Source organism: Mannheimia sp. ZY171111 (genome assembly GCF_017750945.1).
GTDB classification, from domain to species: domain Bacteria; phylum Pseudomonadota; class Gammaproteobacteria; order Enterobacterales; family Pasteurellaceae; genus Mannheimia; species Mannheimia pernigra.
This window is the reverse complement of sequence record NZ_CP046532.1, coordinates 935,341-957,849: the sequence shown is the minus strand read 5'-3', so window position 1 is coordinate 957,849 and position 22,509 is coordinate 935,341. Positions and strand designations below refer to the sequence as shown.

The following is a 22,509-nucleotide window of genomic DNA, read 5'->3' as shown; positions in this document are numbered from 1 at the left end:
AATTGCAATTCGCCCCTAGTTAGCCATTACAGCATTGATTTAAATTGAATGTTAGGTTCTTGCTCAAAACAGTCATCAAAGCCACGTGGGTGGTGGTATTCAATTAAATCTTTATCACGAGGGTAAACATATTTGCCACCCACTTCCCAAATAAATGGGTGGAACTTGTATTGTAAACGATCTTTACGCATACGCCATAGATCAATGATTTCTTGCGTGCTTGCCATAAAGTTTGTCCAAATATCGTGATGCACTGGTATGATTACTTTACAACGTAAACATTCTGCCATACGTAATAAATCAATTGAAGTCATTTTATCAGCAATACCTACTGGATTTTCGCCATAGTTGTTTAATGCAACGTCAATATCAAATTGTTTACCATGTTTAGCAAATTGGATGGAATAATGCGAATCTGCACCGTGGTAAATATTACCGCCAGGCGTTTTAAATACATAGTTGACAGCTTTACGTCCCATTTCTTCATCAGATGGGCATAAGCCTGCTAATTCGCCATCACGCTCTTCTGCTCCTTGAACGGGCAAAGTGACTAAGCAGGTGCGGTCGAAAGAATCTAATGCGTGAATTTCGACGTCTTTTAATTTGACGACATCGCCTGGTTTAACCACAATGATGCGATCTTCTGGTACGCCCCATTTTTTCCACAATTCGGCACAGTGCCACGGACCGACAAATTTCACGTGATTCAGTTTTGGATTATTCACTATTGCTGCAGCTACGTTTACATCAATATGGTCTGAATGGTAGTGAGAAGCTAAAATAAAGTCCACTTCGTTGATCGCAAAAGGGTCAAGTACCATCGGTTGGGCTCGCAGGTTCGGTTGCAATTTACGCACGCCTGCCATATTCGCCATTTGGTGACCACGTACCATATCTTTCACTTTTTTAGTTGATTTACCACGACCACACCATAAGTCCATACAGATATTGGCACCTGCTGGCGTTTTTATCCATACACCAACGCAACCTAACCACCACATTGCAAAGTTGCCTTCTGGCACAACTTCCTCTTCAATTTCTTCGTTTAACCAAGTCCCCCACTCTGGGAAGGTTGATAAAATCCAGCTTTCATGGGTAATTTCTGAAATTTTGCTCATTGCGAACTCCTAGCTCTCAGGATTGAAATAAAATAATCAAAAGCAATCATACATAATCAAGAAAAATCGTCAAACAATTTTTTTGAAAATGTGATCTGCGTCTAATTTTTTAGGTACTGCTCAAAAATAGTGTGTAAATTTTGTTCATTTTGTTTAATCATTTCTTAGCTTTCAGAAACAAGCAAGACTGGCAGGGTTATCACGCAATCGGTAAAAGATGGCAAAGATTTGACCGCTTGTAGTAAAGCCGCTGTGTCTAAAATTGCGTTGGGCGGTGAGTTAATCATAAACTCTACAGGGCAAAATGAAAAAATTTTGTGATCTCTCTCACAAATAATCAAATAAAATCTTTTTTAATCTAATTTTGTTGCTATTATTCAGCCTAACAATTTCCCTGTGAAATTTATTCTCTGTTTTGATTCACCAAAAATAAGAGGTTCTCTTATGGAATTTATTACTGATATTCTCCTTTTCTTAAAGGATCAAGTGCTGAATAAAGCCCCTTTCTTGTTAGGTATTGTAGCTTGCTTAGGTTACATTCTTCTTAAAAAAGATACTTCTACTGTTCTTAAAGGTACGATAAAAACCATTGTTGGTTTTATGATTGTACAAGCTGGTTCAGGCTTTCTTGTAACCAACTTCAAACCCGTTATTGAGGGTTTAGCAAAATACCATCAACTTGCAGGAGCGGTTATTGACCCTTACACCAGTATGCAATCTACCATTCAAACAATGGGTGACAATTACTCTTGGGTAGGTTATGCCGTAATTGGGGCGTTATTTCTCAATATTTTATTAGTTGTTTTTCGCCGTTTAACGGGTATCCGTACCATTATGCTAACGGGGCATATTATGTTCCAACAAGCAGGCTTGGTGGCGGTATTCTATATGATTATTGGTGCATCAATGTGGGAAACTATCATTTACACCTCTGTATTAATGGCACTTTATTGGGGTATTTCTTCCAACATTATGTATAAACCAACTCAAGCGGTTACAGGCGGTGCAGGTTTCTCTATCGGGCATCAACAACAAATTGCTTCTTGGATTGCGGTAAAACTTGCTCCAAAACTTGGTGATAAAAACGATACTGTGGATAAAATGAAATTACCGAACTGGTTAAACATTTTCCACGACAGTATCTCTGCCACTGCCTTAGTGATGACCGTTTTCTTCGGCATTATCTTACTCTCTTTCGGCTTAGATAACTTAAAAGAGCTAGCAGGCAAAACCAACTGGTTTATGTATATTCTTGAAATGGGCTTGAAATTTGCGGTGGCAATTCAAATTATTGTAACGGGTGTACGTATGTTCGTAGCAGAGCTTTCTGAAGCCTTCAAAGGTATCGCAGAACGCTTAATTCCAAACTCAGTGTTAGCTATTGACTGTGCAGCAATTTACGCTTTCTCACCAAATGCGATGGTATTCGGCTTTATGTGGGGGGCAATCGGTCAGTTCGTGGCAGTAGGTGGATTATTAGCCGTTGGTTCACCGGTATTAATCATCCCAGGCTTTATTCCAATGTTCTTCTCTAACGCAACTATTGGTGTGTTTGCAAACCAATTCGGTGGTTGGAAAGCGGTGATGAAAATCTGTTTTGTGATGGGTATCATCGAAGTGTTAGGCTCTGCATGGGTAATCCAAATGTTAGCGAGCCAAGGCACAACCTTCAACGGCTGGATGGGTATGGCAGACTGGGCATTATTTTTCCCTCCAATCCTACAAGGTATTATTAGTATTCCAGGCTTCTTCTTCGTGATTGTGGCAGCAGCTATGGTGTATATGTTCTTCGCATCTAAACAACTTCGTGCAGAAGAAGCAGAAGCCGCTACGAAAGGTTTAAACCTTGAACAGCTTGACGGCTACGGTTTAGATGACGTAAAAGCAAAGTCAAAAGCGGAAGCAGTACAACAAGCGGTCGAAAATGCTGAAAATTCTGCAAATCCGATTCGTATTCTTGCGGTGTGTGGCTCAGGTCAAGGCTCATCAATGATGATGAAAATGAAGATCAAAGGCTATTTAGACAAACGCGGTATTCCAAATATTATGGACTCTTGTGCGGTAACTGATTACAAAGGCAAATTAAGTGAAGTAGATATTATTGTATCAAGCAAACATTTAGCCAATGAAATCGATGTGCCGGAGGGTAAAGCGGTACTCGGCGTGCAAAATATGCTAAACCCGAACTCATTCGGCGATGAATTAGTTGAATTAATCAACAAACATCAGGCAAAATAATCCTAATTCCCCTTACTTTGTAAGGGGAAATTTACTAACAGGAATAATATATGAAATTCTCTCGTACTTTTCTATTCACTTTACTATCAACCGCCTTAGTATGTACTGTTCAAGCAGCACCAAAAGAACCATACACTCAACCAGGTTTTGACACTCGTAGCATTGAAAAACAACAAGCACCAATTCATTGGGTTTCAGTCGAGCAAATCAAAGCAAGCCTTGAAGGAAAGCCGCCAATGAATGTTAGTTTTGATATTGATGATACTGTATTGGCAAGTAGCGGTTGTTTCTATTATGGTAAAGAAAAATATTCACCAACTGATTACAGTTATCTGAAAAATCAAGATTTCTGGGATGAAATCAATTCAGGTTGTGATAAGTACTCTATTCCAAAAGAGGCTGCCCGTGAACTTATTAATATGCATCAAGAGCGAGGAGATAAAATTTTCTTTATTACAGGACGTACAGCCGGTAAAGATGATCAATTAACACCATTGTTAGCAAAAACATTTGGCATTAAAGATATGCAGCCCGTGAATTTTATGGGTGGACACGGCGTAGATCAACTTAAAACTAAATTTAATAAAACGGCAGGCATTTTAAAACATAATGTACAGTTACATTATGGCGATAGTGATGATGATATTCTTGCAGCAAAAGAGGCGGGTATTCGTGGTATTCGTTTATTGCGTGCAACCAATTCAACTTATTTACCGTTCCCACAAGCAGGTGGATATGGTGAAGAGGTTTTAATTAATTCTAGTTATTAATCTGTTATGATTTGTATAGTAATTATCTTTAAGGAAAGAAAATGAACTTAAAACAATCTCTTATTGAAAACAATTCAATTCTTCTTAATCAAAAAGCAGCAAACTGGAAAGAAGCAATTAAACTAGGTACAGATCTACTTGAAAAATCTGGGGCTATTGAACCTCGTTACTACGATAACATTATCAGCAAAATTGAAGAAATGGGACCTTACATCATTCTTGCTCCAGGACTGGCAATGCCACACGCACGTCCTGAAGAAGGTGTGGTTAAAACGTCATTTGCGTTAGTCACTTTGGTAGAACCTGTCTATTTCGATGGCGAAGATGAGCCTGTTTCTGTGTTATTTACCCTGGCAGGGAGCGATTCAGACCGCCATATGCAAGGTTTGATGGAAATTACCCAAGTTTTAGACGATGAAGAGAGTGAAACAGGGGTAAATTTAGAAAAAGTCTTAGCCTGTAAAACTGCTGATGATGTTTATGTAATGATTGATAACGCATTGAACGGCTAGTACTAACAAATTTTAAAATCCACAGAGGAATATTAATATGTCAAAACCCTTACTACAAATCGCATTAGATTCACTCAGTTTAGAAAAAGCCGTTGCGGATGCAAAACAAGCTGAAAATTTAGTAGAAATCATAGAGTGTGGCACAATTTTAGCCTTTGCAGAAGGTATGAAAGCCATTTCTACCTTACGTGCATTACACCCAAATCACATCATTGTGTGCGATCTAAAAACCACCGACGGTGGTGCAATTTTAGCTAAAATGGCGTTTGAAGCAGGTGCAGATTGGCTCACTGTTTCTGCCGCTGCTCACCCAGCAACCAAAGCTGCTTGTAAAAAAGTGGCTGATGAGTTCAATGCAGCTCACCCAGAACTCAAAGTGAAAAAAGAGATTCAAATTGAGATCTACGGCAACTGGACAGTTGAAAAAGACGCCAAAGAGTGGGTGGAATTAGGGGTTACGCAAGCAATTTATCATCGCTCTCGTGATGCAGAATTAGCAGGTAAAGGCTGGACAGCAGAAGATATCGAGTTAATGAAGCAACTGTCTGATTTAGGCATTGAGGTCTCTATCACGGGTGGTATTGTGCCAGAAGATATTCACTTGTTCAAAGAAATTAAAAATGCCAAAGCCTTTATTGCCGGTCGTGCATTAGTGGGTGAAAAAGGTAAACAAACCGCTGAAGCGATTCGTGCAGAAATTGATAAGTATTGGGTATAGTGATTTATTCTTAATTAAAAATAATAAGCGATTGATATTTACCAACGTCAATCGCTTATTTTTTATTAGCTAACGATGGATTTAATATGTTTTTTAGTCCATTTATATAAAAAGTAGATAAGAATTTCTGACAAGATAATCATATTAAATAAAATAACAGGAGAAGAAATATTCAGTAATCTACCTAAAGATAAGGATAAAACAAATGCACCGATGATAGTAAATATCGTAATGATACTCTTGTTAGATAAAATATACTCAATCCTCATAACACTCCTAGTACTCCATAGAAATGGAGTGATTAGAAAAGAGCCAAAAACATAAGGCGTATAGATATATTGAATAAGACTCTCTGACTTAATTAGAGTTGATAAAGCAAATAAAATAATTAATGAAAATATTGATGTAACAATTGATACAGTTATACAAAATCCATATAAATCACTCGAGTAATCTTGTTTTATTTTGATAAAAATACTATCAACATCAAGTAAAGGATAAATAGAAAGTGATGAAAGAGTAAATATCATAGTCCAATACTGTGTAACCCACTCATCATCTTTAAAAAAAATCATTAATAATAAGTTGCTTGCTAAATAAGAGGCAAATAATAGTACAAGTGCAAGATATGAAGAGATATTCTCTTTATGCTGTATCACTTGAATTTTGTTTTCCAGTAATTTTATATTCCTTTTGTATAAATAATGACCTAAAAGAATGACTTCTACGAATCCCCCAGATAAGATTGAAAACACTACTAATATATCATATCGAGTATTTAGTTCTTGATTTAGGAGTAGAATGCTCATTGTGCAAGTAATAAATACTCTTACAAAAGCAGATTGAGAAACTGGGAGAGTATATTTATTAATTATCAAACAGGCCTGTAAATATCTTTTCAACCCAATAAATATGAGTGAAATAGATAAAAAATGAGAAACTTCTTTAACAGAATGATTATCAATAAATAAAGAAACATAACCATTAAAGATAAGAAAAACAGAAATAATAATTGCCACACTCCATTTTAGTGAATGACTATTATTACCATTTTTTACAATAAAAGGAGCTATAGGATAAATAATCGCATTTGCGAACATTAGGTAAGCAATTGCAACCGTATAATTATGAGTAATATCTATAGGGTTATCTAACATTAGAAATGCAACAAGAGGCAATTCAATACTAAGTAATAGAATACTTATAGCACTAGGCAACCATAGCTTAATTAAATTTATACTATTTATAAGGTTCATAGTGATGACATAACCAATAGAAATCTTTTTTTAATTGATATAAATCTTTATTTTCTATCATAACACCCCCTATTCTATCTCTAATAGAGTTTACTTCTGTTTGAGGTGTTTCTTCATCAACATCCCAAAATGTTGTATAGTCACTATTAATCAACAATTCTGCTGATTTATTTAAGTACTTTCCTTCTTTTTTAGGGAACCATAACCAAGCAACATAACTATTCAAACTGTTTGGAATATAAATATCTTTTTCCATCTGAAGTTTAAAATGAATCTCTTCAATATGAATATTAAAGGCTTTTTGATACATTTGTGGAATCATTCCTCCAGCAGCCCTTGCTGCGATTTCCAAGAAAATAGCCTCTCCTTTATCATTAATGAATACTTCTAAATGAGTAACACAATTTGGCAAATTTCCCATTGCATTTAAAACTGACTGATTAAACTTAATAAGTTTTAAGTAATCTTTATCTTCATAAGAAAGTAGAATTGTACCATTTGGTTTACCCATTAAAAATTCAGCAACAGGTGAAGAGTACTGACCAATAAAGACTGATAAAACCTTATTATCTTGAATAATCGAATCAATATGATAAAGCGTCCCATCAACATATTCATCCAATTCATAGTTTTCAGACTCTTTATTTTCTAATAGCCATTTTTCAAGTTCTTCTTTGTAGGTTATCTTAACTACACCATCACAAGCGGCTAAGTTTGTTGGTTTTGCGATAATTGGCAAAGAAAGATAATTAATAATTTCAGTGAGATAACTTTCTAATGAATGGTATTTTTGTGAGGTATGTTGAATATATTTAGGTAATTTAATCTGATCAGCAATTTTCTCCTTCATTGTAATTTTATTGGTAAACTTTAAAATATCAATTAATTTATCACCGATAATATTAAAATTATCTCTAACTCTAGCAGCTAAAGGGAGTAAATATTCGTCATTACAGAGAATACGAATATTATCAAGAGAATAAGAATGGGTAGATAAAAAATCCGATAAGTTTTGTGAAATATTTTCAAATAAGTAAGGTTCAGCAACGATAATATTATTAAAATAAGGTTTATTACTACCTAAAGATAATAACCCTGTATTACTTGTAATCAACAAGATGTGCTGATCTTCTGAAACCAGATTTGCCCAATTTGAGCGGAAAATCACAAGATCTTGCAAAACAATCATTAATTTCATGCTATTTTTCCTCTTGCCAATTCAAAGTACTGATCTTTTTCCCTAAAAAATCTACAACAGTATTTGTATCATATTTCCAATGATTACTAGGAAAAACAACTTTTCCTGAGGCATTTGGAATATCTATTACATGTTGAGGAAATGCTAAACCAGATAACTCATTTCTTAATACAGTCATAATATCGATTTCATCTTGAATAGACATTACAAATCTAGTAGTTGAAGTAACTTCCTGACCATGATATATGTAATATGGTCTGACTCCTAATTGGAAAAGTGTCAAAAATAGCTTTTTTAATATACTAACACTATCATTTATGCCTTTAAGAAAGACAGTTTGGCATAATAATATATATCCCATACGTCTAAATTGTGATATTAATTCTATAACCTCTGGTTGAAGCTCATCAGGATGATCAATATGTAAGCTTAAATACATTGTTGGTTTGCAATTAGCTATATCTTTTAATATATCTAACCTAACTTTATCTGGATTTTGTAGAGGGAATCTAGTATGTATTCTAAGAACCTTAACATGCTCAATATCTTTTAATTTCTCAAATAAATATTTTAATCCATGTGGGTTAGTTAAAGGATCTCCGCCACTAGCAATAACTTCATAAATTGATGGATCGTCTTTGATATATTCTACAATATCATCTATTTGCTCTAATCTTAGCCGTCCTTCGACATCTAATCCTACACCAACTCGATCCTGCCTCTCACAATATCTACAGTTAGCTGCACAAGTATACGATAGTAGTACTAATATTTGCCCATCATATTTTTTCACTGTACCAAATACAGGAGATGATTTCTTTTCATTTAATAAATCAACACTAAGATCAGCATGAATATTTTCATATTCAGCATTAAAATAGTACATTTCTCGAATAGCTTCACTTTTTTCAGACAGCTTCTTAAGATAAGGAGTTAATTTTTCTGCAAATCTTGTATCATCTAAAAATTTAACATCAATATTTTTCATACATACCTATTTTTTAATTAACTTTATCTCTAAGACATTTACCATTATAAAAATCAAGTAATAACTTTGATGATTTCTGTCTCATTTCTAAAAACGCCTCCGAAGAATAAAATGCAGAATGTGGAGTTACTACTACAGATTTATGATTAACAATATCTAGATCTACATTTGGTTCATTCTCTAGTACATCGAAACCAGCGAAAGAAATAATTTCTTCTTCTAATAACAATTTTAATGCACTTGTTGAAACTATAGCACCCCTAGCAGTATTTATAAGAACAGCCCCCTTTTTGATACATTCTATATTATTCGTATTTATCAAATGATATGAGCTTTGATTCAAAGAGCAGTGAATAGATATAAAATCTGACTCTGATAGTAAATTCTCTATATTCTCGTATCTAAATACGCCTAGAGATTTATCTATACCACTATTTACAATAGGATCATAAAAACCTATTTTTAATCCAAATGGCTTCGCTCTTAATGCAAGAGCTTAACCTATTCTACCAAAACCGATAATCCCTAGACTTTTCCCTCTTAACCTTGGAATTTCTTTAGCATTTATCCATTCCCAAATATTTTCTTTAACATGAGAGTTTAATAAAGTAATTTTTCTATTTAATGAAAGTAGTAATGCCATTGCATGATCAGCAACTTCTTCTGTACCATAATCTGGAATATTATAAACAGGAATATTTTTGAATCTCGCATAATCAATATCAATATTTTCAAACCCAACTGCTGCTTTTACAATAATCTTACATTTTTCCAACATATCAATAATTTTACTATTCAAATCAATACTAGATGCACAACCCCATAAAATAATGCATCAGCTTGGGAAAGTAAACTTATTGGTATATCCATTAAACTTTTCACATGTAATAAATCTAAATCATAACCATGTAATATGTCTTTCTCTATCTGTAAATCACTAAAATGTTTTTCATAAATAGAATCAATAATAAGTATTTTCTTCATAATTGTTCCCTTAATTAGCGATAGTACCAAGATGCTAATACCAGAGGAACAAAAAATCAACATAAAAATTACATTTCTTAAACAAAAAATTAATAAAAAACACCAAATAGCTTCAATACCTATTACCCAGAACTTAAAGTGAAAAAAGAGATCCAAATTGAAATCTATGGTAACTGGACAGTCGAAAAAGACGCCAAAGAGTGGGTGGAGTTAGGTGTTACTCAAGCTATCTACCACCGTTCCCGTGATGCAGAGCTTGCAGGTAAAAGCTGGACAGATGAAGATATTGAATTGATGAAACAGTTGTCTGACTTAGGCATTGAAGTCTCTATTACTGGCGGTATCGTGCCAGAAGATATTCACTTATTCAAAGAGATCAAAAATGCCAAAGCCTTTATTGCAGGTCGTGCTTTAGTGGGTGAAAAGGGTAAACAAACTGCCGAGGCAATTCGTGCTGAAATCAATAAATACTGGAGTTAATGAGACTCTATAAAAGAAATTGAGTTCTAACTATCTGCTAGAACTCAATTTTTTATTCCTTGAAAATGGGCTTATTTAGCAGTTGCCATTTTCCATACTCTTGCTACATTTTCGCTAGCTGAAATCAGATTTTCTTTACCGAGCTTGAGGGTTTCTTCAAGGCTATTGAGTTGGCGAATAATCGGGAAAACCGCATCAATGCCGTGTTGATAAACCACAGGATAATCCTCTCTCAGTGAGCCTGCAATCGCAATTACAGGTTTATTAAACTGCTTGGCGATTTTGGCAACGCCAATCGGGGTTTTACCTGCGATGGATTGGGCATCCATTCTGCCTTCACCTGTAATCACTAAATCCGCATCAGCTATTTTTTCGGCAAGATGAGTGGTTTCAATAATAATGTTCACGCCTGAGCGAAGTGTAACATTTGGTAGCAGTAATAAACCGCCACCCATTCCACCTGCTGCCCCTGCTCCTGCTTTATCCGCAATTTCAACGCCAAGTTGTGTTTGAGCTTGCTCAGCAAAATGGCGGAGAGCATTATCTAAGGTTTCCACCATTTCAGGCGTTGCCCCTTTCTGCGGTCCGAAAATGGCAGAAGCCCCTTGCTCGCCACATAACGGATTATCTACATCACAGGCGACTTCAAAAGCGACTTGAGATAAACGTTTGTCTAAGCCGCTTAAATCAATCTGCTGGATTTGACTTAATGCTTCGCCTCCAAAGTCGATTTCTTGCTTTTTCGCATTGAGGAATTTTACCCCTAAGGCTTGCAACATGCCTACTCCGCCATCGTTTGTCGCACTGCCACCAATGCCGAGAAGGATTTTTTCCACGCCACAATTGAGCGCTGCTTTAATCAGCTCGCCTGTGCCGTAGCTGGTGGTAATCAGTGGATTTCGCTGTTCATTTGGCACAAGATGTAAGCCACTTGCCGCGGCCATTTCAATAAAAGCCGTTTTTTTATCACCTGATAGCCCGAAAAAGGCTTCAACTTGGTTTACAAGCGGTGATTTTACGCTGATTTTTTGCAAATTGCCGTTGGTAGCATCAATCAGCGATTGTACCGAGCCTTCGCCACCGTCTGCCATCGGTACAAGCTCATAATCAGCATTCGGGAAAATGCGGGAAAACCCCGTTTGAATAGCCTTCGCCACCTCTAAAGCGGTCAGGCTCTCTTTAAATGAGTCGGGAGCAATTACAATCTTCATCATTTCTTTTTAGTTAAGCGTTCCCCATAGATCATATTCATCTGCATTGGTAATAGTGACGGATATAATTTGACCAACGCTTACCGCTTTATTTTCAAGGTTATCCACATAGACCATGCCATCAATTTCTGGGGCATCCGCCATTGAGCGTCCTACAATACCATCGTCATCAATCTCATCAATAATGACTTGTAACGTTTTGCCGATCTTTGTTTGTAAACGTTTGGCTGAAATTTGTTGTTGTAATTGCATAAAGCGGTGAAAGCGTTCTTCTTTTACTTCTTCGGGCACTTGATCTTGCATATCGGTTGCAACCGCACCATCTACAGGGCTGAATTTAAAGCAACCGACACGGTCAAGCTGTGCTTCTTTTAAGAAATCAAGTAACAGTTGGAAATCTTCCTCTGTTTCACCTGGAAAGCCGACAATAAATGTTGAGCGTAGCGTTAATTCTGGACAGATTTCACGCCATTTTTTGATACGTTCAAGCGTTCTTTCAATTGAGCCTGGGCGTTTCATCGCTTTTAAAATTTTCGGGCTAGCGTGTTGCAGTGGAATATCCAAATACGGCAAAATTTTTCCTGTCGCCATCAGAGGAATTAAATCATCTACGTGGGGATATGGATAAACATAATGCAAGCGTACCCAAACCCCCATTGAGCCTAAGTGCTCACACAGTGTCATTAAGTTGCTTTTTATTGGCATACCATTCCAGAAAACGGTTTTGGTTGCAGCCTCTTTTTTACGATCTAATGAGTAAGCTGAAGTGTCTTGAGAGACGATTAACAGCTCTTTTACACCAGCATCAACCAAGCGTTTGGCTTCATCTAACACTTGCACGATAGGGCGGCTTGCCAAATCACCACGCATTGAGGGAATAATGCAGAAAGTACAACGATGATCGCAGCCTTCTGAAATTTTTAAGTAGGCGTAATGTTTCGGCGTGAGCTTCACCCCCTGTTTTGGCACAAGGCTGGTGTATGGGTTAAATTCAGGTTTTGGTACATATTTATGGACGTGAGTCATTACCGCTTCATAGCTGTGTGGGCCTGTAATTTCCAACACTTTGGGGTGAACTTCGCGAATTTGGTTCTCTTTTGCCCCTAAACAGCCAGTTACGATCACTTTTCCATTTGCTTCTAATGCTTCGCCAATGCTTTCAAGTGATTCTTGCACTGCAGAATCAATAAAACCACAGGTGTTTACAATCACTAAATCCGCGTCTTCATAGCTTGGAATAATGTTGTAACCGTCAGCACGTAGCTCGGTTAAAATACGTTCGGAATCAACTAAATTTTTAGGGCAGCCTAAGCTGATAAAACCAATATTTGGGGAATCACTCATATAACTCTCAACAATTAAAAAAGAAAATGCCTACAACTTTTGTCTTGTAGGCAAAAAACGAGCGAGATTTTACAAAAATTTGCCGCAAATAGCGATAACAAGCGGTTATTTTTTAATAAAGTTTTGCAAATAGTTAATCAATATCGTTAAGCATTGCCAGCACAATAGCAGATGATTTCTCTGCGGCTAAAGGTAAGAATTCCTCAAAGGAAAGATGAGATTTTTTATCTGCCACATCAGAAACAGCTCTAACAATGACAAATGGCACATTAAAGCCGTGGCAAACTTGTGCAATTGCTGCGGCTTCCATTTCCACTGCCACCACATTTGGAAAATTTTGGCGGATTTCGTTGATTTTTTCGTTGCCATTAATGAAGGCATCGCCACTACAAATTAAACCTGAAACGACGTTAAAGCCTGCTTTTTTGGCTTCTTTTTGGGCTAATTTGACTAATTGTTCATTTGGTTTAAATGCTGCGGGATTTTGTGGTAATTGTCCGATCTCATAGCCGAATGCGGTTACATCAACATCGTGATGGCGTACTTCGGTTGAAATTAAAATATCACCCACATTTAAGGTTGGATTCAAGCCACCAGCAGATCCTGTGTTAATAATTATATCGGGTTGAGTAAGTTGGATAAGTAAGGTTGTTCCCATTGCTGCAGATACTTTACCAATGCCCGATTGTAATAATGCGATACAAGTGTTATTTATATTTCCTTCATAAATTTTACAGTTGGTTAATTCAGTCGTTTTCGGATCGACCATTAAATTGCGTAAAATTTCAACTTCTTGTGCCATTGCACCAATAATACCAATTTTCATTATTTCGTTTTCTCTATACTTCTTATTTAATTAAAAATGCTACTTTAACCATATTAATAGTGAGGCGGGGGCGTTTCTTCGGCTCTTGAGGCAACTGGGCTTATCTGTACCCCTTTTAATTTTTCAGCAATATGGCGAATTTGGGTTTGTAGTTTATTTATCGAAAATTGTTGCTCAATTAATGCTTGATTTAATTCCTCGATAATCTGTTCTTGGAAGGCAACTTTCGTTTCCAACTCGGTAATTCTTGCCGATAATGTACGATTATTATCCATTTTAGTGAAAAAAAGGTTGTGTGAAATGAAATTACACTTTACCCTATCTAGCGTCTTCTTAACAGTTATTTTTATAAGGAAAAATTATGTTAAAAACTAAGTTATCTGCAATTGCCGTTATTGCAAGTGCTGTTTTGGCAACAAATGCAATGGCTGAAGAAAAAGCTAACCCAAAGTTTATTGATGAGTCATCTTATGCGGTTGGCGTATTAATGGGTAAAAATATCGATGGTGTAATTGAATCACAAAAAGAAATTTTTACCTATAATCAAGATAGAATTTTAGATGGTGTACAAGATACGTTAAAGAAAACAGGTAAATTGACGGATGAAGATTTACAAAAGCAGTTAAAATCTTTAGATGTTTATTTATCAGCAAAAGAAGCTCAAATTAATGAAGAAAAAACTAAAGTAACTGTTGCCGCAGGTGATAAATTCCGTGCAGATTATAAAAAACAGTCAGGTGTGAAAGAAACATCTTCGGGCTTGTTATACAAAATTGAAAAAGCAGGCGAAGGCGAATCGCCAAAACCACAAGATGTGGTTAAAGTTCACTATAAAGGCACTTTAACAGATGGCACTGTTTTTGATAGCTCTTATGAGCGTGGCGAACCGATTGAATTTCAGTTAAATCAATTAATTCCTGCGTGGATTGAAGCCATCCCAATGTTGAAAAAAGGTGGCAAAATGGAAATTGTTGTTCCACCTAAATTGGGTTATGGCGAGCGTACAGCTGGCAAAATTCCAGCAAATTCAACCTTAAAATTTGAAATTGAATTATTAGATTTCAAAGCAGCAGAAGCTAAAAAATAATTTGGCATAAAAGCCTAATCATTGAACCTACAAAAGCGGTTAGATTTATTATAAGATTTGCAAAAAATGTAATAAAACTAACCGCTTGTAATTTGTATTATGACCAAAAAATTCACCCCTTTTTCTGATGAAGATCATGCCATTCTGGCGTCCTATTTTCCGATTGTAGATGGCATTGCCGCGCTTATTGGTGAGCATTGCGAGATAGTGTTGCATTCATTAGAATTTCTTGAACATTCCGCTATTTACATAGCAAACGGACATAACACCAATCGTAAAATTGGTTCGCCCATTAACGATCGAGCACTAAAATCATTGCATCATATGGCAACCGATAGCGTTTCTAAACCCTATTTCACGAAGGTGAAAGGTGGTGTGTTGATGAAATCTATCACGGTGGCTATTCGTAACGGTAAGCAGCACGTTATCGGACTATTGTGCATTAATATCAATTTAGACGTGCCGACTTCGCAATTTCTGGCTTCTTTTATTGCCCCACAAGATGAAGCTGCAGATGTGACTTTTGCAAGCTCAATAGAAGATTTAGTTGCTCAAACGATTCAAACAACCATTGATGATGTTATGGTAGATCGCAATACTTCCAACAATAATAAAAATCGCCAAATTGTGATTTCGCTGTTTGAAAAAGGCATTTTTGATATTAAAGATGCAATTAACCAAGTGGCAGAAAAATTAGCGATTTCTCGCCATACGGTTTATCTCTATATTCGCCAAATCAAGCAGCCAGAAAATGGAGATAGCGATTAATGGAGTATGTTCTAGCGGTAAAATCACCCGTTTATGGATCGCAAGGGGCGTTTTTAGCCTATCAAGTGGCGGAAGAGTTATTGCAAGCAAAACATATCATTCGCCAAGTATTCTTTTTTCAAGAAGGGGTGAGCAATGCTAATGCGTTGGTTAATCCAGCAAGTGATGAAATTAATTTAGTCCTAAAATGGAAAAAATTAGCCGAATTACACCGCTTGCAACTGCATTTATGTATTGCTGCTGCTCAACGTAGGGGCGTGGTGGATGAACAAACTACAGCTATTTCAACAACCAATTTAGCTCAAGGATTTACCCTTGCAGGACTGGGCGAATTCAGCCAAGCTGTATTAAAAGCCGACAGAGTGCTCACATTTTAAAATGAAAAAATATAAAATCGCTTTTCTATTTACACGGCCCCCTTTTGGATCGGCAATGAGCCGTGAAGGATTAGATGCCCTACTTGCGGCGAGTGCGTTTTGTGATGAGCAAGAGATCGCTATCTGCTTTATAAATGATGGTGTATTTAATTTGGTTTCAAACCAGCAGCCAGAGCAAATTTTGCAAAAAGATCATATTTCTACTTTTAAATTATTAGATCTCTACGATCTTAATGAGTGTTTTGTATGCCAAGAGAGCGTGAATTTGCGTAGATTAGAGCATGCGAATTGGGTATTGCCACATCTTCAATTTAAAACACAATCTGAAATACTTATATTACTTAGCCAAGCAGAAAAAGTGATGACTTTTTAAGGAATACCGATGCTTTATACGCTCTCCAAAGCACAATATAATGATGAAACGCTGAGTTTATTAAATTATGTAAATGACAACGATGCTGTTATTTTATGGCAAGATGGCGTGTTACAAGCGGTCAAAAATCCACAATTTTTTGCAAATTTGCCCCGTTGTTATCTTTTAGAGAAAGATGTTATCGCAAGAGGGCTGCAACCATTACTTTCTGAATTTCATACCATTTCATTATCAGAATTTGTTAAGTTAAGTGAAGTTTACTACCCTCAAGTTGAGGTGTGATTTCCTTTGTCATAGCAAATAAATTGGATTATGATGTGGCTACCTTAAAGGAGGACTTACAATGAAGACAAAATATCTTGTTTCATTACTTGCTCTGGCACCAGTGTTTGCCACTGCACAAAATAATACAACTTGGATAGACAAACAACATACCAAAGCCAGCAATACATTAGATCATTGGGCAAATAATATTAATAGTTGGCTAGGTGATGCCGATCCGGATAAACCTGGCACGGCTTCTTTGCGTGTGATATTAGATAGCAGTTGGAATAAATTCGATAAATTTTCAGCTAAGCCTCGTGTGCGTGGTAAAATCAAACTGCCTGTTTTAAAGAAACATTTAAATGTGGTATTTGGTGATGACGAGCTGGATAACGAATTAACAGATAAAAACTACGTTGGAAAATTATACAAAAATGTGGATCCTAAAAAACATTATAATTCTCGCGAAGCACGTGATTCCAACGCATCAATTGGACTACGCTGGTCTGATGGTATTAAATCGTTAGGAATTGATACTGATTTAGATGCGGGAATTCGTTCAGGTAGTGATATTTTCGGACGTTTACGCATCAGCAAAAATTGGCAAATTACCGATCAATTTAGCACTCGCCTAGAACAAATCTACCGTTACGGTACGGAAAGTAAGCATTATTTACGCACCAACTTTGAAAATAAATATACAGAAAATGAGACGACTTTCATTATGAATCATACTAATTTTGAATATCGTCACGATGTAGATGAAGAGAAAAGCTGGGGAAATAGTCTCTACCGCCAGCACAGCTTAAAGCCACTTACACATATCACTTATGGTATTGGTATGGGGGGGCGTTTAGATAAAAATGTATCCAAACTGAATTATTGGGGGCCATTTGTTACCTATCGCCAGCCACTCTGGAGTAATTGGGTTTTTGTTCAACCAGAAATCAGCTTCTACAATAATAAAGATGGAAATCGTAAGCACTTTGCTCACACATTTTTACGTTTAGAAGCAATTTTCTAATTTATATAATACAAGCGGTCGATTTTGCAATATTTTTTACAAAATCAACCGCTTGTTGATGATTAGCGTTTTCCAAACATTCCGCCGAGTGCGCCCAAACCGCCACCGCCAAGTCCGCCGAGAGCACCTTTCATACCACGCATCATTTTAGCCATTCCACCTTTACGCATTTTTTTCATCATACGTTGCATATCGTCAAACTGTTTGAGCAGTTTATTCACATCTTGCACTTGTGTGCCAGAACCTAATGCAATACGGCGACGACGTGAACCTTTGATAATCTCAGGATGAGCACGTTCTTTTAACGTCATAGAGTTGATGATGGCTTCCATTTTAACGAACATCTTATCATCAACTTGATTTTTAACGTGTTCGGGCAGATTTTTTGCACCAGGTAACTTATCCAGCATTGACATCATACCGCCCATTTTTTTCATCTCAATAAGCTGCTCGCGGAAATCTTCAAGGGTAAAATCATCGCCTTTCTTGAATTTAGCCGCAATTTTCTCGGCTTTTTCCTGATCGACTGAACGCTGAATATCTTCAATTAAAGACATCACATCGCCCATACCTAGAATGCGAGAAGCCACCCGATCAGGGTGGAAAGGCTCTAAAGCATCGGTTTTTTCGCCCACACCTAAGAATTTAATTGGCTTGCCTGTAATTTGACGAATAGAAAGTGCCGCACCACCACGCGCATCGCCATCAACTTTGGTTAAAATTACCCCAGTTAATGGCAGGGCTTCGTTAAAGGCTTTGGCGGTATTTGCCGCATCTTGACCTGTCATTGCATCAACAGTAAAGAGCGTTTCTACTGGATTAAGGACGGCGTGAATCTGCTGGATTTCTGCCATCATTTCGCCATCAACGTGCAAGCGACCTGCCGTATCGACAATCAATACATCAAAGAAATTTAGTTTTGCGTGCTTAAGTGCCGCTTCTGCAATTGCCACTGGTTTTTGGCTAGTTTCGGTTGGGAAGAAATCAACATTTAACGCTTCAGCTAAGGTTTGGAGCTGTTTAATTGCGGCAGGGCGGTAAACATCGGCAGAAACCACCAATACTTTTTTCTTGTGACCTTCTTTTAAGAATTTTGCTAATTTTCCAACAGAGGTTGTTTTACCTGCACCTTGTAAACCTGCCATTAAGATAACAGCTGGCGGTTGTGTAGCAAGGTTAAGTTCTTCATTTGATTCGCCCATTGCGACTTCTAATTCACGTTGAACGATTTTTAAGAACTCTTGACCTGGGGTTAAACTTTTATTAACTTCAACGCCTAACGCACGCTCTTTAACCTTGTTAATAAAATCACGCACCACAGGGAGAGCCACATCTGCTTCAAGCAATGCCATACGCACTTCACGCAACGTATCTTTAATATTATCATCGGTTAGGCGGCCTTTACCTGTAATCTGACGTAGCGTTTTGGAAAGTTTATCGGATAAGTTTTCAAACATGATTATTGTCTCAATTTGCAAATTTTTAGAAAAAAGAACCGCTTGTAAGCGATAAATTGCGAACATTATACAGAAAAAAGTGAGTGGATTATAGAGATAAAAAAACGGCATAACCTAACGCTATGCCGTAAAATTTGACGATATTCGAGGAATCATTATTACTTGTTATAATGTGTGTTAATGATACTCCGAGTTATAGATAAAAGTGAAGTGATATTTGCAAATTTGTATTAGAAATGAGAAGTAAATCACAAAATGATTTAAATTTTTATAAAACGAGAGAAAAGCTAAAGCCCCGATGATTTCTCATCAGGGCTTTATAATATGGCTCCTCCTGCGGGACTCGAACCTGCGACATATGGATTAACAGTCCACCGTTCTACCGACTGAACTAAGGAGGAATAGATGGTGCCTCGAGGCGGAATCGAACCACCGACACGGGGATTTTCAATCCCCTGCTCTACCGACTGAGCTATCGAGGCAACTTGTCATTTGCGGAGTGCATTATGCTGATTTTTTTAGGCTTCGTCAAATGGAAATTTAACTTTTGACTACATCATACTAAAAATTGAGCAATTTGCTTCAAAACTCCTAAACAGAAAACCCTGATGATTGCTCATCAGGGCTTGTAATATGGCTCCTCCTGCGGGACTCGAACCTGCGACATATGGATTAACAGTCCACCGTTCTACCGACTGAACTAAGGAGGAATAGATGGTGCCTCGAGGCGGAATCGAACCACCGACACGGGGATTTTCAATCCCCTGCTCTACCGACTGAGCTATCGAGGCAACTCGTCATTTGCGGAGTGCATTATGCTGATTTCACCTGCTAACGTCAAACATTTTTTACTGAATTTAAAAAAACTTGGGTTTAAGTGTTTTTTTTTTATACTTTTCGGCTAAAAAACAGCATAATTTATGTGTTATCGAATATTTTGATATTTCTCTCTCGCAGTTGTTACTTTTCTTAAATAATTACGTGCTTGAGATGAAGGATGGGCGGTCGTTAAAATTCGATAAACCGCATCGGCTGAAAGATCATTAATTTTATTGATTGCAGCGTATTTGTCTGAATTAAACACACGCAATACCGCTCCTGCACCACTATTATAGGCTGAAATCATCGCATAGCGTTTCGCTAATGGATCGGCAATACCATCTAGATATTCATCACGTAAAATCTTTAAGTAGAGTGTTCCTGCATCAATATTATTTGATGGATTGTAGAGGTATTCACGGCTAGGCTGTCCGCTCATACCCTTACGCACAAAAATATCACGCCCTGCCGTGCGGGGTACTACTTGCATTAAACCAATTGCATTAGCATAACTTACCGCATAAGGATTGAAAGAAGATTCCACCTCCATAATCCCTAAAATGAGGCTTGGTTCAATGCCATATCGTTTAGCCATTCTACGCACAAGTGGTAAATATTGTCTTGCACGTACTTCAACGTGCCACGCCACCATTTTGATGGTCACATAAGTTACCGTCTGACCATTTTTTAAACGGCGAGTTTGTAGTTTATTTTGTAGCAAATAGGTAGCAAAATCATTTGCAAGTGCTACATTCGTAATATCACGCGAAAATTGATCTCTTACCTGGCCTTTTAAGAAAGGATTTGTGCTAATAGGCACATCGCCTGATGAAAACAAGTCGATCCCTCTAGGATCCCTACCCATTAATAATGTATGAACAATGGAGTTGCGAAGATGGTTTTGATTGCCTAAAGTTTCAATCGTAATCACCCCTTCTTCAAAAGAAATATGGCTACGTGTGTAGAATTTATCGGTATATTTTACATAGTCTTTCTTACTTGCAACTAATAGCTCACTACTTCCCCAAATATCATCAATATTATGCGAAAATTGACCTGTTAAAATATCTAAGCCATTTGTATCTTTTGAATAATCTATGCGGGTAGATTTTGTTCTCTTGTCACTTGAGGACTTATTGCTACCACAAGCCACAAGAAAGGGAATAATTGCCAGCATTGGCAAATATTTTGCATATTTTTTCATTTTGAATTTAACCTTGAATTATGCGATTGGCTTATAGCCCTCAATAATGATTTCTTTACCTTCAAATAAAAAATTCACCATTTCCTCTTCAAGCAGCTTGCGATGCTCAGGATTCATCATATTGAGTTTTTTCTCGTTCACAATCATCGTCTGTTTTTTAATCCATTCAGACCACGCGTGTTTACTGATAGTATCAAAAATACGTTTGCCGAGTTCTCCTGGATACAGTTGAAAGTCTAAGCCTTCGGCATCTTGTTTTAAGTATTCGCAAAATACGGTACGAGCCATAATTTAATCCTTAATTTTTGTTTGTTACGCTAAACGCCAGCTCATCTAAAATGCGTTTAACTGGCGTGGCTAAACCTATTTCATTATGTTGGCCGAAATCATACCAATAATCAGCCTTTGAAGATATACTCGAGAGATAATTTCCTGCGTTTTCCTGGGCAACAAGCGGTAGTTTTTTATCTTTTTTTTGCAAATTGACCTCGACTAAAATCGGAGTAATATCCAAATGAAAATGGCTAAATGTGTGCCTAAATGTAGTTAATTGCTGTGAAATGCTCAAATCATTCATAAGTTCACATTTTTCTAATTCTGCCAAACTAGAAAATTGCGGAAAGGCAAATAATCCGCCCCAAATGCCTTTTTCTTCACGCTTTTGTAATAATACTTTTGAGCCAGCTTTTAAAATTAAAAAATAGGCTTTGCGTTCGGGTAAGGTTTTTTTCGGTTTCTTTGCGGGGAATTTATCCCACGCTTGTCTTGCATTGGTTTGGCAATTTTCTTGTAGCGGACAGAGCAGGCATTTCGGTTTAGTGCGAGTACAAATCATCGCCCCCAAATCCATCATTGCTTGGTTAAAATCGGCCACTTGTTTGGTGGGAGTAACACGTTCACTTAACCGCCAAAGTTGATTTTCGACCGCTTTTTCGCCAGCCCAGCCTTCAACGGCAAAGTAGCGACTTAACACGCGTTTTACATTGCCGTCTAAAATGGGGTGTGGGGAATTTAACACTGAAGACAACACCGCTCCAGCTGTACTTCTTCCCACGCCAGACAACGCCAGAACATCATCAAATTGAGTGGGAAATTCGCCACCAAATTTATCTCGAATTTGCACTGCCGCATTGTGTAAATTTCTCGCTCGAGCGTAATAGCCCAAACCCGTCCATAAATGTAACACTTCGTCAATAGAGCCATTAGCTAAGTCAGTAACAGTTGGAAATCGTTCAATAAAACGTTCAAAATAAGGAATAACTGTGACCACTTGGGTTTGTTGCAACATCACTTCTGATAGCCAAACCTTATATAATGTTTTATTTTGTTGCCAAGGCAAATGCTTGCGTCCATATTGCTCAAACCAAGCCAATACAGATTGTGCAAATGGGTCAGACACTTTCGCTTGTGCCAATGGATATTGTGCAGAATCCTTACTCATTAAAAATCTTGAAATTGAAAAAAGAAATCATCATACTGCAAGCGGTTGTTTT

Annotated in this window: 23 protein-coding genes, 4 tRNA genes and 2 pseudogenes; 11 read left to right on the top strand and 18 right to left on the bottom strand. The window is 37.1% G+C overall.

Going from position 1 to position 22,509, the window contains the following annotated elements:
* Positions 1–26 precede the first annotated feature (26 nt).
* Positions 27–1,118 (bottom strand): L-ascorbate 6-phosphate lactonase, encoded by a 1,092-nt coding sequence (ulaG, locus tag GM698_RS04585; protein WP_209289725.1) that lies wholly within the window; start codon positions 1,116–1,118, stop codon positions 27–29.
* Positions 1,119–1,562: 444 nt separating this feature from the next.
* On the opposite strand from ulaG, the gene GM698_RS04580 reads away from it, so the two are divergent.
* Genes GM698_RS04580 through GM698_RS04565 form a run of 4 tightly spaced genes read left to right on the top strand, consistent with a single transcriptional unit; the run spans position 1,563 to position 5,356 of the window.
* Positions 1,563–3,356 (top strand): PTS ascorbate-specific subunit IIBC, encoded by a 1,794-nt coding sequence (locus tag GM698_RS04580; protein ID WP_209289724.1) that lies wholly within the window; start codon positions 1,563–1,565, stop codon positions 3,354–3,356.
* A 50-nt stretch (positions 3,357–3,406) separates the two neighbouring features.
* Positions 3,407–4,126, top strand: a complete 720-nt coding sequence (gene aphA / locus GM698_RS04575) for an acid phosphatase AphA (protein ID WP_209289723.1) — start codon at positions 3,407–3,409, stop codon at positions 4,124–4,126.
* 41 nt (positions 4,127–4,167) lie between these two features.
* Positions 4,168–4,638 (top strand): PTS sugar transporter subunit IIA, encoded by a 471-nt coding sequence (locus GM698_RS04570; protein WP_176807882.1) that lies wholly within the window; start codon positions 4,168–4,170, stop codon positions 4,636–4,638.
* Positions 4,639–4,675: 37 nt separating this feature from the next.
* Positions 4,676–5,356, top strand: a complete 681-nt coding sequence (locus GM698_RS04565; RefSeq protein WP_176807883.1) for a 3-keto-L-gulonate-6-phosphate decarboxylase UlaD — start codon at positions 4,676–4,678, stop codon at positions 5,354–5,356.
* Between the two features lie 65 nt (positions 5,357–5,421).
* Here GM698_RS04565 and GM698_RS04560 read toward each other — a convergent pair whose 3' ends face one another.
* The 5 genes and pseudogenes from GM698_RS04560 to GM698_RS04535 form a co-directional block, all read right to left on the bottom strand.
* Positions 5,422–6,513 carry a hypothetical protein gene (locus GM698_RS04560; protein ID WP_209289722.1) on the bottom strand — a complete coding sequence of 364 codons (1,092 nt, stop codon included), beginning with the start codon at positions 6,511–6,513 and terminating at the stop codon, positions 5,422–5,424.
* An 82-nt stretch (positions 6,514–6,595) separates the two neighbouring features.
* Positions 6,596–7,810 carry an acetyl-CoA carboxylase biotin carboxylase subunit family protein gene (locus GM698_RS04555; RefSeq protein WP_176807884.1) on the bottom strand — a complete coding sequence of 405 codons (1,215 nt, stop codon included), beginning with the start codon at positions 7,808–7,810 and terminating at the stop codon, positions 6,596–6,598.
* A gap of 1 nt (position 7,811) precedes the next feature.
* Entirely contained in the window at positions 7,812–8,798 is a 987-nt protein-coding gene (locus GM698_RS04550; protein WP_176807885.1) for a KamA family radical SAM protein, read from the bottom strand.
* Between the two features lie 13 nt (positions 8,799–8,811).
* Positions 8,812–9,576 (bottom strand): annotated as a pseudogene (locus GM698_RS10580) (NAD(P)-dependent oxidoreductase).
* Between the two features lie 17 nt (positions 9,577–9,593).
* Positions 9,594–9,782, bottom strand: a complete 189-nt coding sequence (locus GM698_RS04535; protein WP_176809367.1) for a hypothetical protein — start codon at positions 9,780–9,782, stop codon at positions 9,594–9,596.
* Between the two features lie 111 nt (positions 9,783–9,893).
* Between GM698_RS04535 and GM698_RS04530 the strand changes: the two are divergent.
* Positions 9,894–10,262: pseudogene (locus GM698_RS04530) on the top strand (orotidine 5'-phosphate decarboxylase / HUMPS family protein); the annotation flags it as partial.
* 71 nt (positions 10,263–10,333) lie between these two features.
* Here the strand turns inward: GM698_RS04530 and GM698_RS04525 are convergent.
* The 4 genes from GM698_RS04525 to GM698_RS04510 form a co-directional block, all read right to left on the bottom strand.
* Positions 10,334–11,473: a glycerate kinase gene (locus GM698_RS04525; protein WP_209289783.1), complete on the bottom strand. Its 1,140-nt coding sequence runs from the start codon at positions 11,471–11,473 to the stop codon at positions 10,334–10,336.
* Between the two features lie 9 nt (positions 11,474–11,482).
* Positions 11,483–12,817: a 30S ribosomal protein S12 methylthiotransferase RimO gene (rimO, locus tag GM698_RS04520; RefSeq protein ID WP_176812115.1), complete on the bottom strand. Its 1,335-nt coding sequence runs from the start codon at positions 12,815–12,817 to the stop codon at positions 11,483–11,485.
* A gap of 133 nt (positions 12,818–12,950) precedes the next feature.
* Positions 12,951–13,643: a 5'-methylthioadenosine/S-adenosylhomocysteine nucleosidase gene (mtnN, locus tag GM698_RS04515; RefSeq protein ID WP_209289720.1), complete on the bottom strand. Its 693-nt coding sequence runs from the start codon at positions 13,641–13,643 to the stop codon at positions 12,951–12,953.
* A 53-nt stretch (positions 13,644–13,696) separates the two neighbouring features.
* On the bottom strand, positions 13,697–13,918 hold the full coding sequence (locus GM698_RS04510; RefSeq protein WP_159628906.1) for a SlyX family protein: 222 nt from the start codon (positions 13,916–13,918) through the stop codon (positions 13,697–13,699).
* Positions 13,919–14,004: 86 nt separating this feature from the next.
* Here GM698_RS04510 and fkpA point away from each other — a divergent pair, with 86 nt between their 5' ends.
* The 6 genes from fkpA (at position 14,005) to GM698_RS04480 (ending at position 17,536) form a co-directional block, all read left to right on the top strand.
* Positions 14,005–14,730: an FKBP-type peptidyl-prolyl cis-trans isomerase gene (gene fkpA / locus GM698_RS04505; protein ID WP_209289719.1), complete on the top strand. Its 726-nt coding sequence runs from the start codon at positions 14,005–14,007 to the stop codon at positions 14,728–14,730.
* Between the two features lie 99 nt (positions 14,731–14,829).
* Positions 14,830–15,498, top strand: a complete 669-nt coding sequence (locus GM698_RS04500; protein ID WP_159628908.1) for a transcriptional regulator — start codon at positions 14,830–14,832, stop codon at positions 15,496–15,498.
* Positions 15,498–15,875 (top strand): sulfurtransferase complex subunit TusD, encoded by a 378-nt coding sequence (tusD, locus tag GM698_RS04495; RefSeq protein WP_159628909.1) that lies wholly within the window; start codon positions 15,498–15,500, stop codon positions 15,873–15,875. Before GM698_RS04500 ends, tusD begins: the two co-directional genes overlap by 1 nt.
* A 1-nt stretch (position 15,876) precedes the next feature.
* Positions 15,877–16,248: a sulfurtransferase complex subunit TusC gene (gene tusC / locus GM698_RS04490; RefSeq protein WP_159628910.1), complete on the top strand. Its 372-nt coding sequence runs from the start codon at positions 15,877–15,879 to the stop codon at positions 16,246–16,248.
* Positions 16,249–16,257: 9 nt separating this feature from the next.
* Complete coding sequence (gene tusB, locus GM698_RS04485; RefSeq protein WP_176807891.1) at positions 16,258–16,530, top strand: sulfurtransferase complex subunit TusB; 273 nt, start codon at positions 16,258–16,260, stop codon at positions 16,528–16,530.
* Positions 16,531–16,591: 61 nt separating this feature from the next.
* Positions 16,592–17,536 carry a hypothetical protein gene (locus GM698_RS04480; protein ID WP_176809360.1) on the top strand — a complete coding sequence of 315 codons (945 nt, stop codon included), beginning with the start codon at positions 16,592–16,594 and terminating at the stop codon, positions 17,534–17,536.
* Positions 17,537–17,598: 62 nt separating this feature from the next.
* Here the strand turns inward: GM698_RS04480 and ffh are convergent, their stop codons facing one another.
* From ffh to mutY, 8 genes are all read right to left on the bottom strand, one after another.
* Positions 17,599–18,993, bottom strand: a complete 1,395-nt coding sequence (gene ffh / locus GM698_RS04475) for a signal recognition particle protein (protein ID WP_209289718.1) — start codon at positions 18,991–18,993, stop codon at positions 17,599–17,601.
* A gap of 325 nt (positions 18,994–19,318) precedes the next feature.
* A tRNA-Asn gene (locus GM698_RS04470) sits at positions 19,319–19,394 on the bottom strand.
* A 5-nt stretch (positions 19,395–19,399) separates the two neighbouring features.
* A tRNA-Phe gene (locus GM698_RS04465) sits at positions 19,400–19,475 on the bottom strand.
* A 152-nt stretch (positions 19,476–19,627) separates the two neighbouring features.
* Positions 19,628–19,703, bottom strand: a tRNA-Asn gene (locus tag GM698_RS04460).
* Positions 19,704–19,708: 5 nt separating this feature from the next.
* Positions 19,709–19,784: transfer RNA gene (locus GM698_RS04455), tRNA-Phe, on the bottom strand.
* A 134-nt stretch (positions 19,785–19,918) separates the two neighbouring features.
* Positions 19,919–21,016 (bottom strand): membrane-bound lytic murein transglycosylase MltC, encoded by a 1,098-nt coding sequence (gene mltC, locus GM698_RS04450; protein WP_159628915.1) that lies wholly within the window; start codon positions 21,014–21,016, stop codon positions 19,919–19,921.
* An 18-nt stretch (positions 21,017–21,034) separates the two neighbouring features.
* The gene (locus GM698_RS04445; protein ID WP_209289717.1) at positions 21,035–21,304 is read right to left on the bottom strand and encodes an oxidative damage protection protein; all 270 of its coding nucleotides are present in this window, start codon (positions 21,302–21,304) and stop codon (positions 21,035–21,037) included.
* Between the two features lie 10 nt (positions 21,305–21,314).
* The gene (gene mutY / locus GM698_RS04440) at positions 21,315–22,457 is read right to left on the bottom strand and encodes an A/G-specific adenine glycosylase (protein ID WP_209289716.1); all 1,143 of its coding nucleotides are present in this window, start codon (positions 22,455–22,457) and stop codon (positions 21,315–21,317) included.
* Positions 22,458–22,509 lie beyond the last annotated feature (52 nt).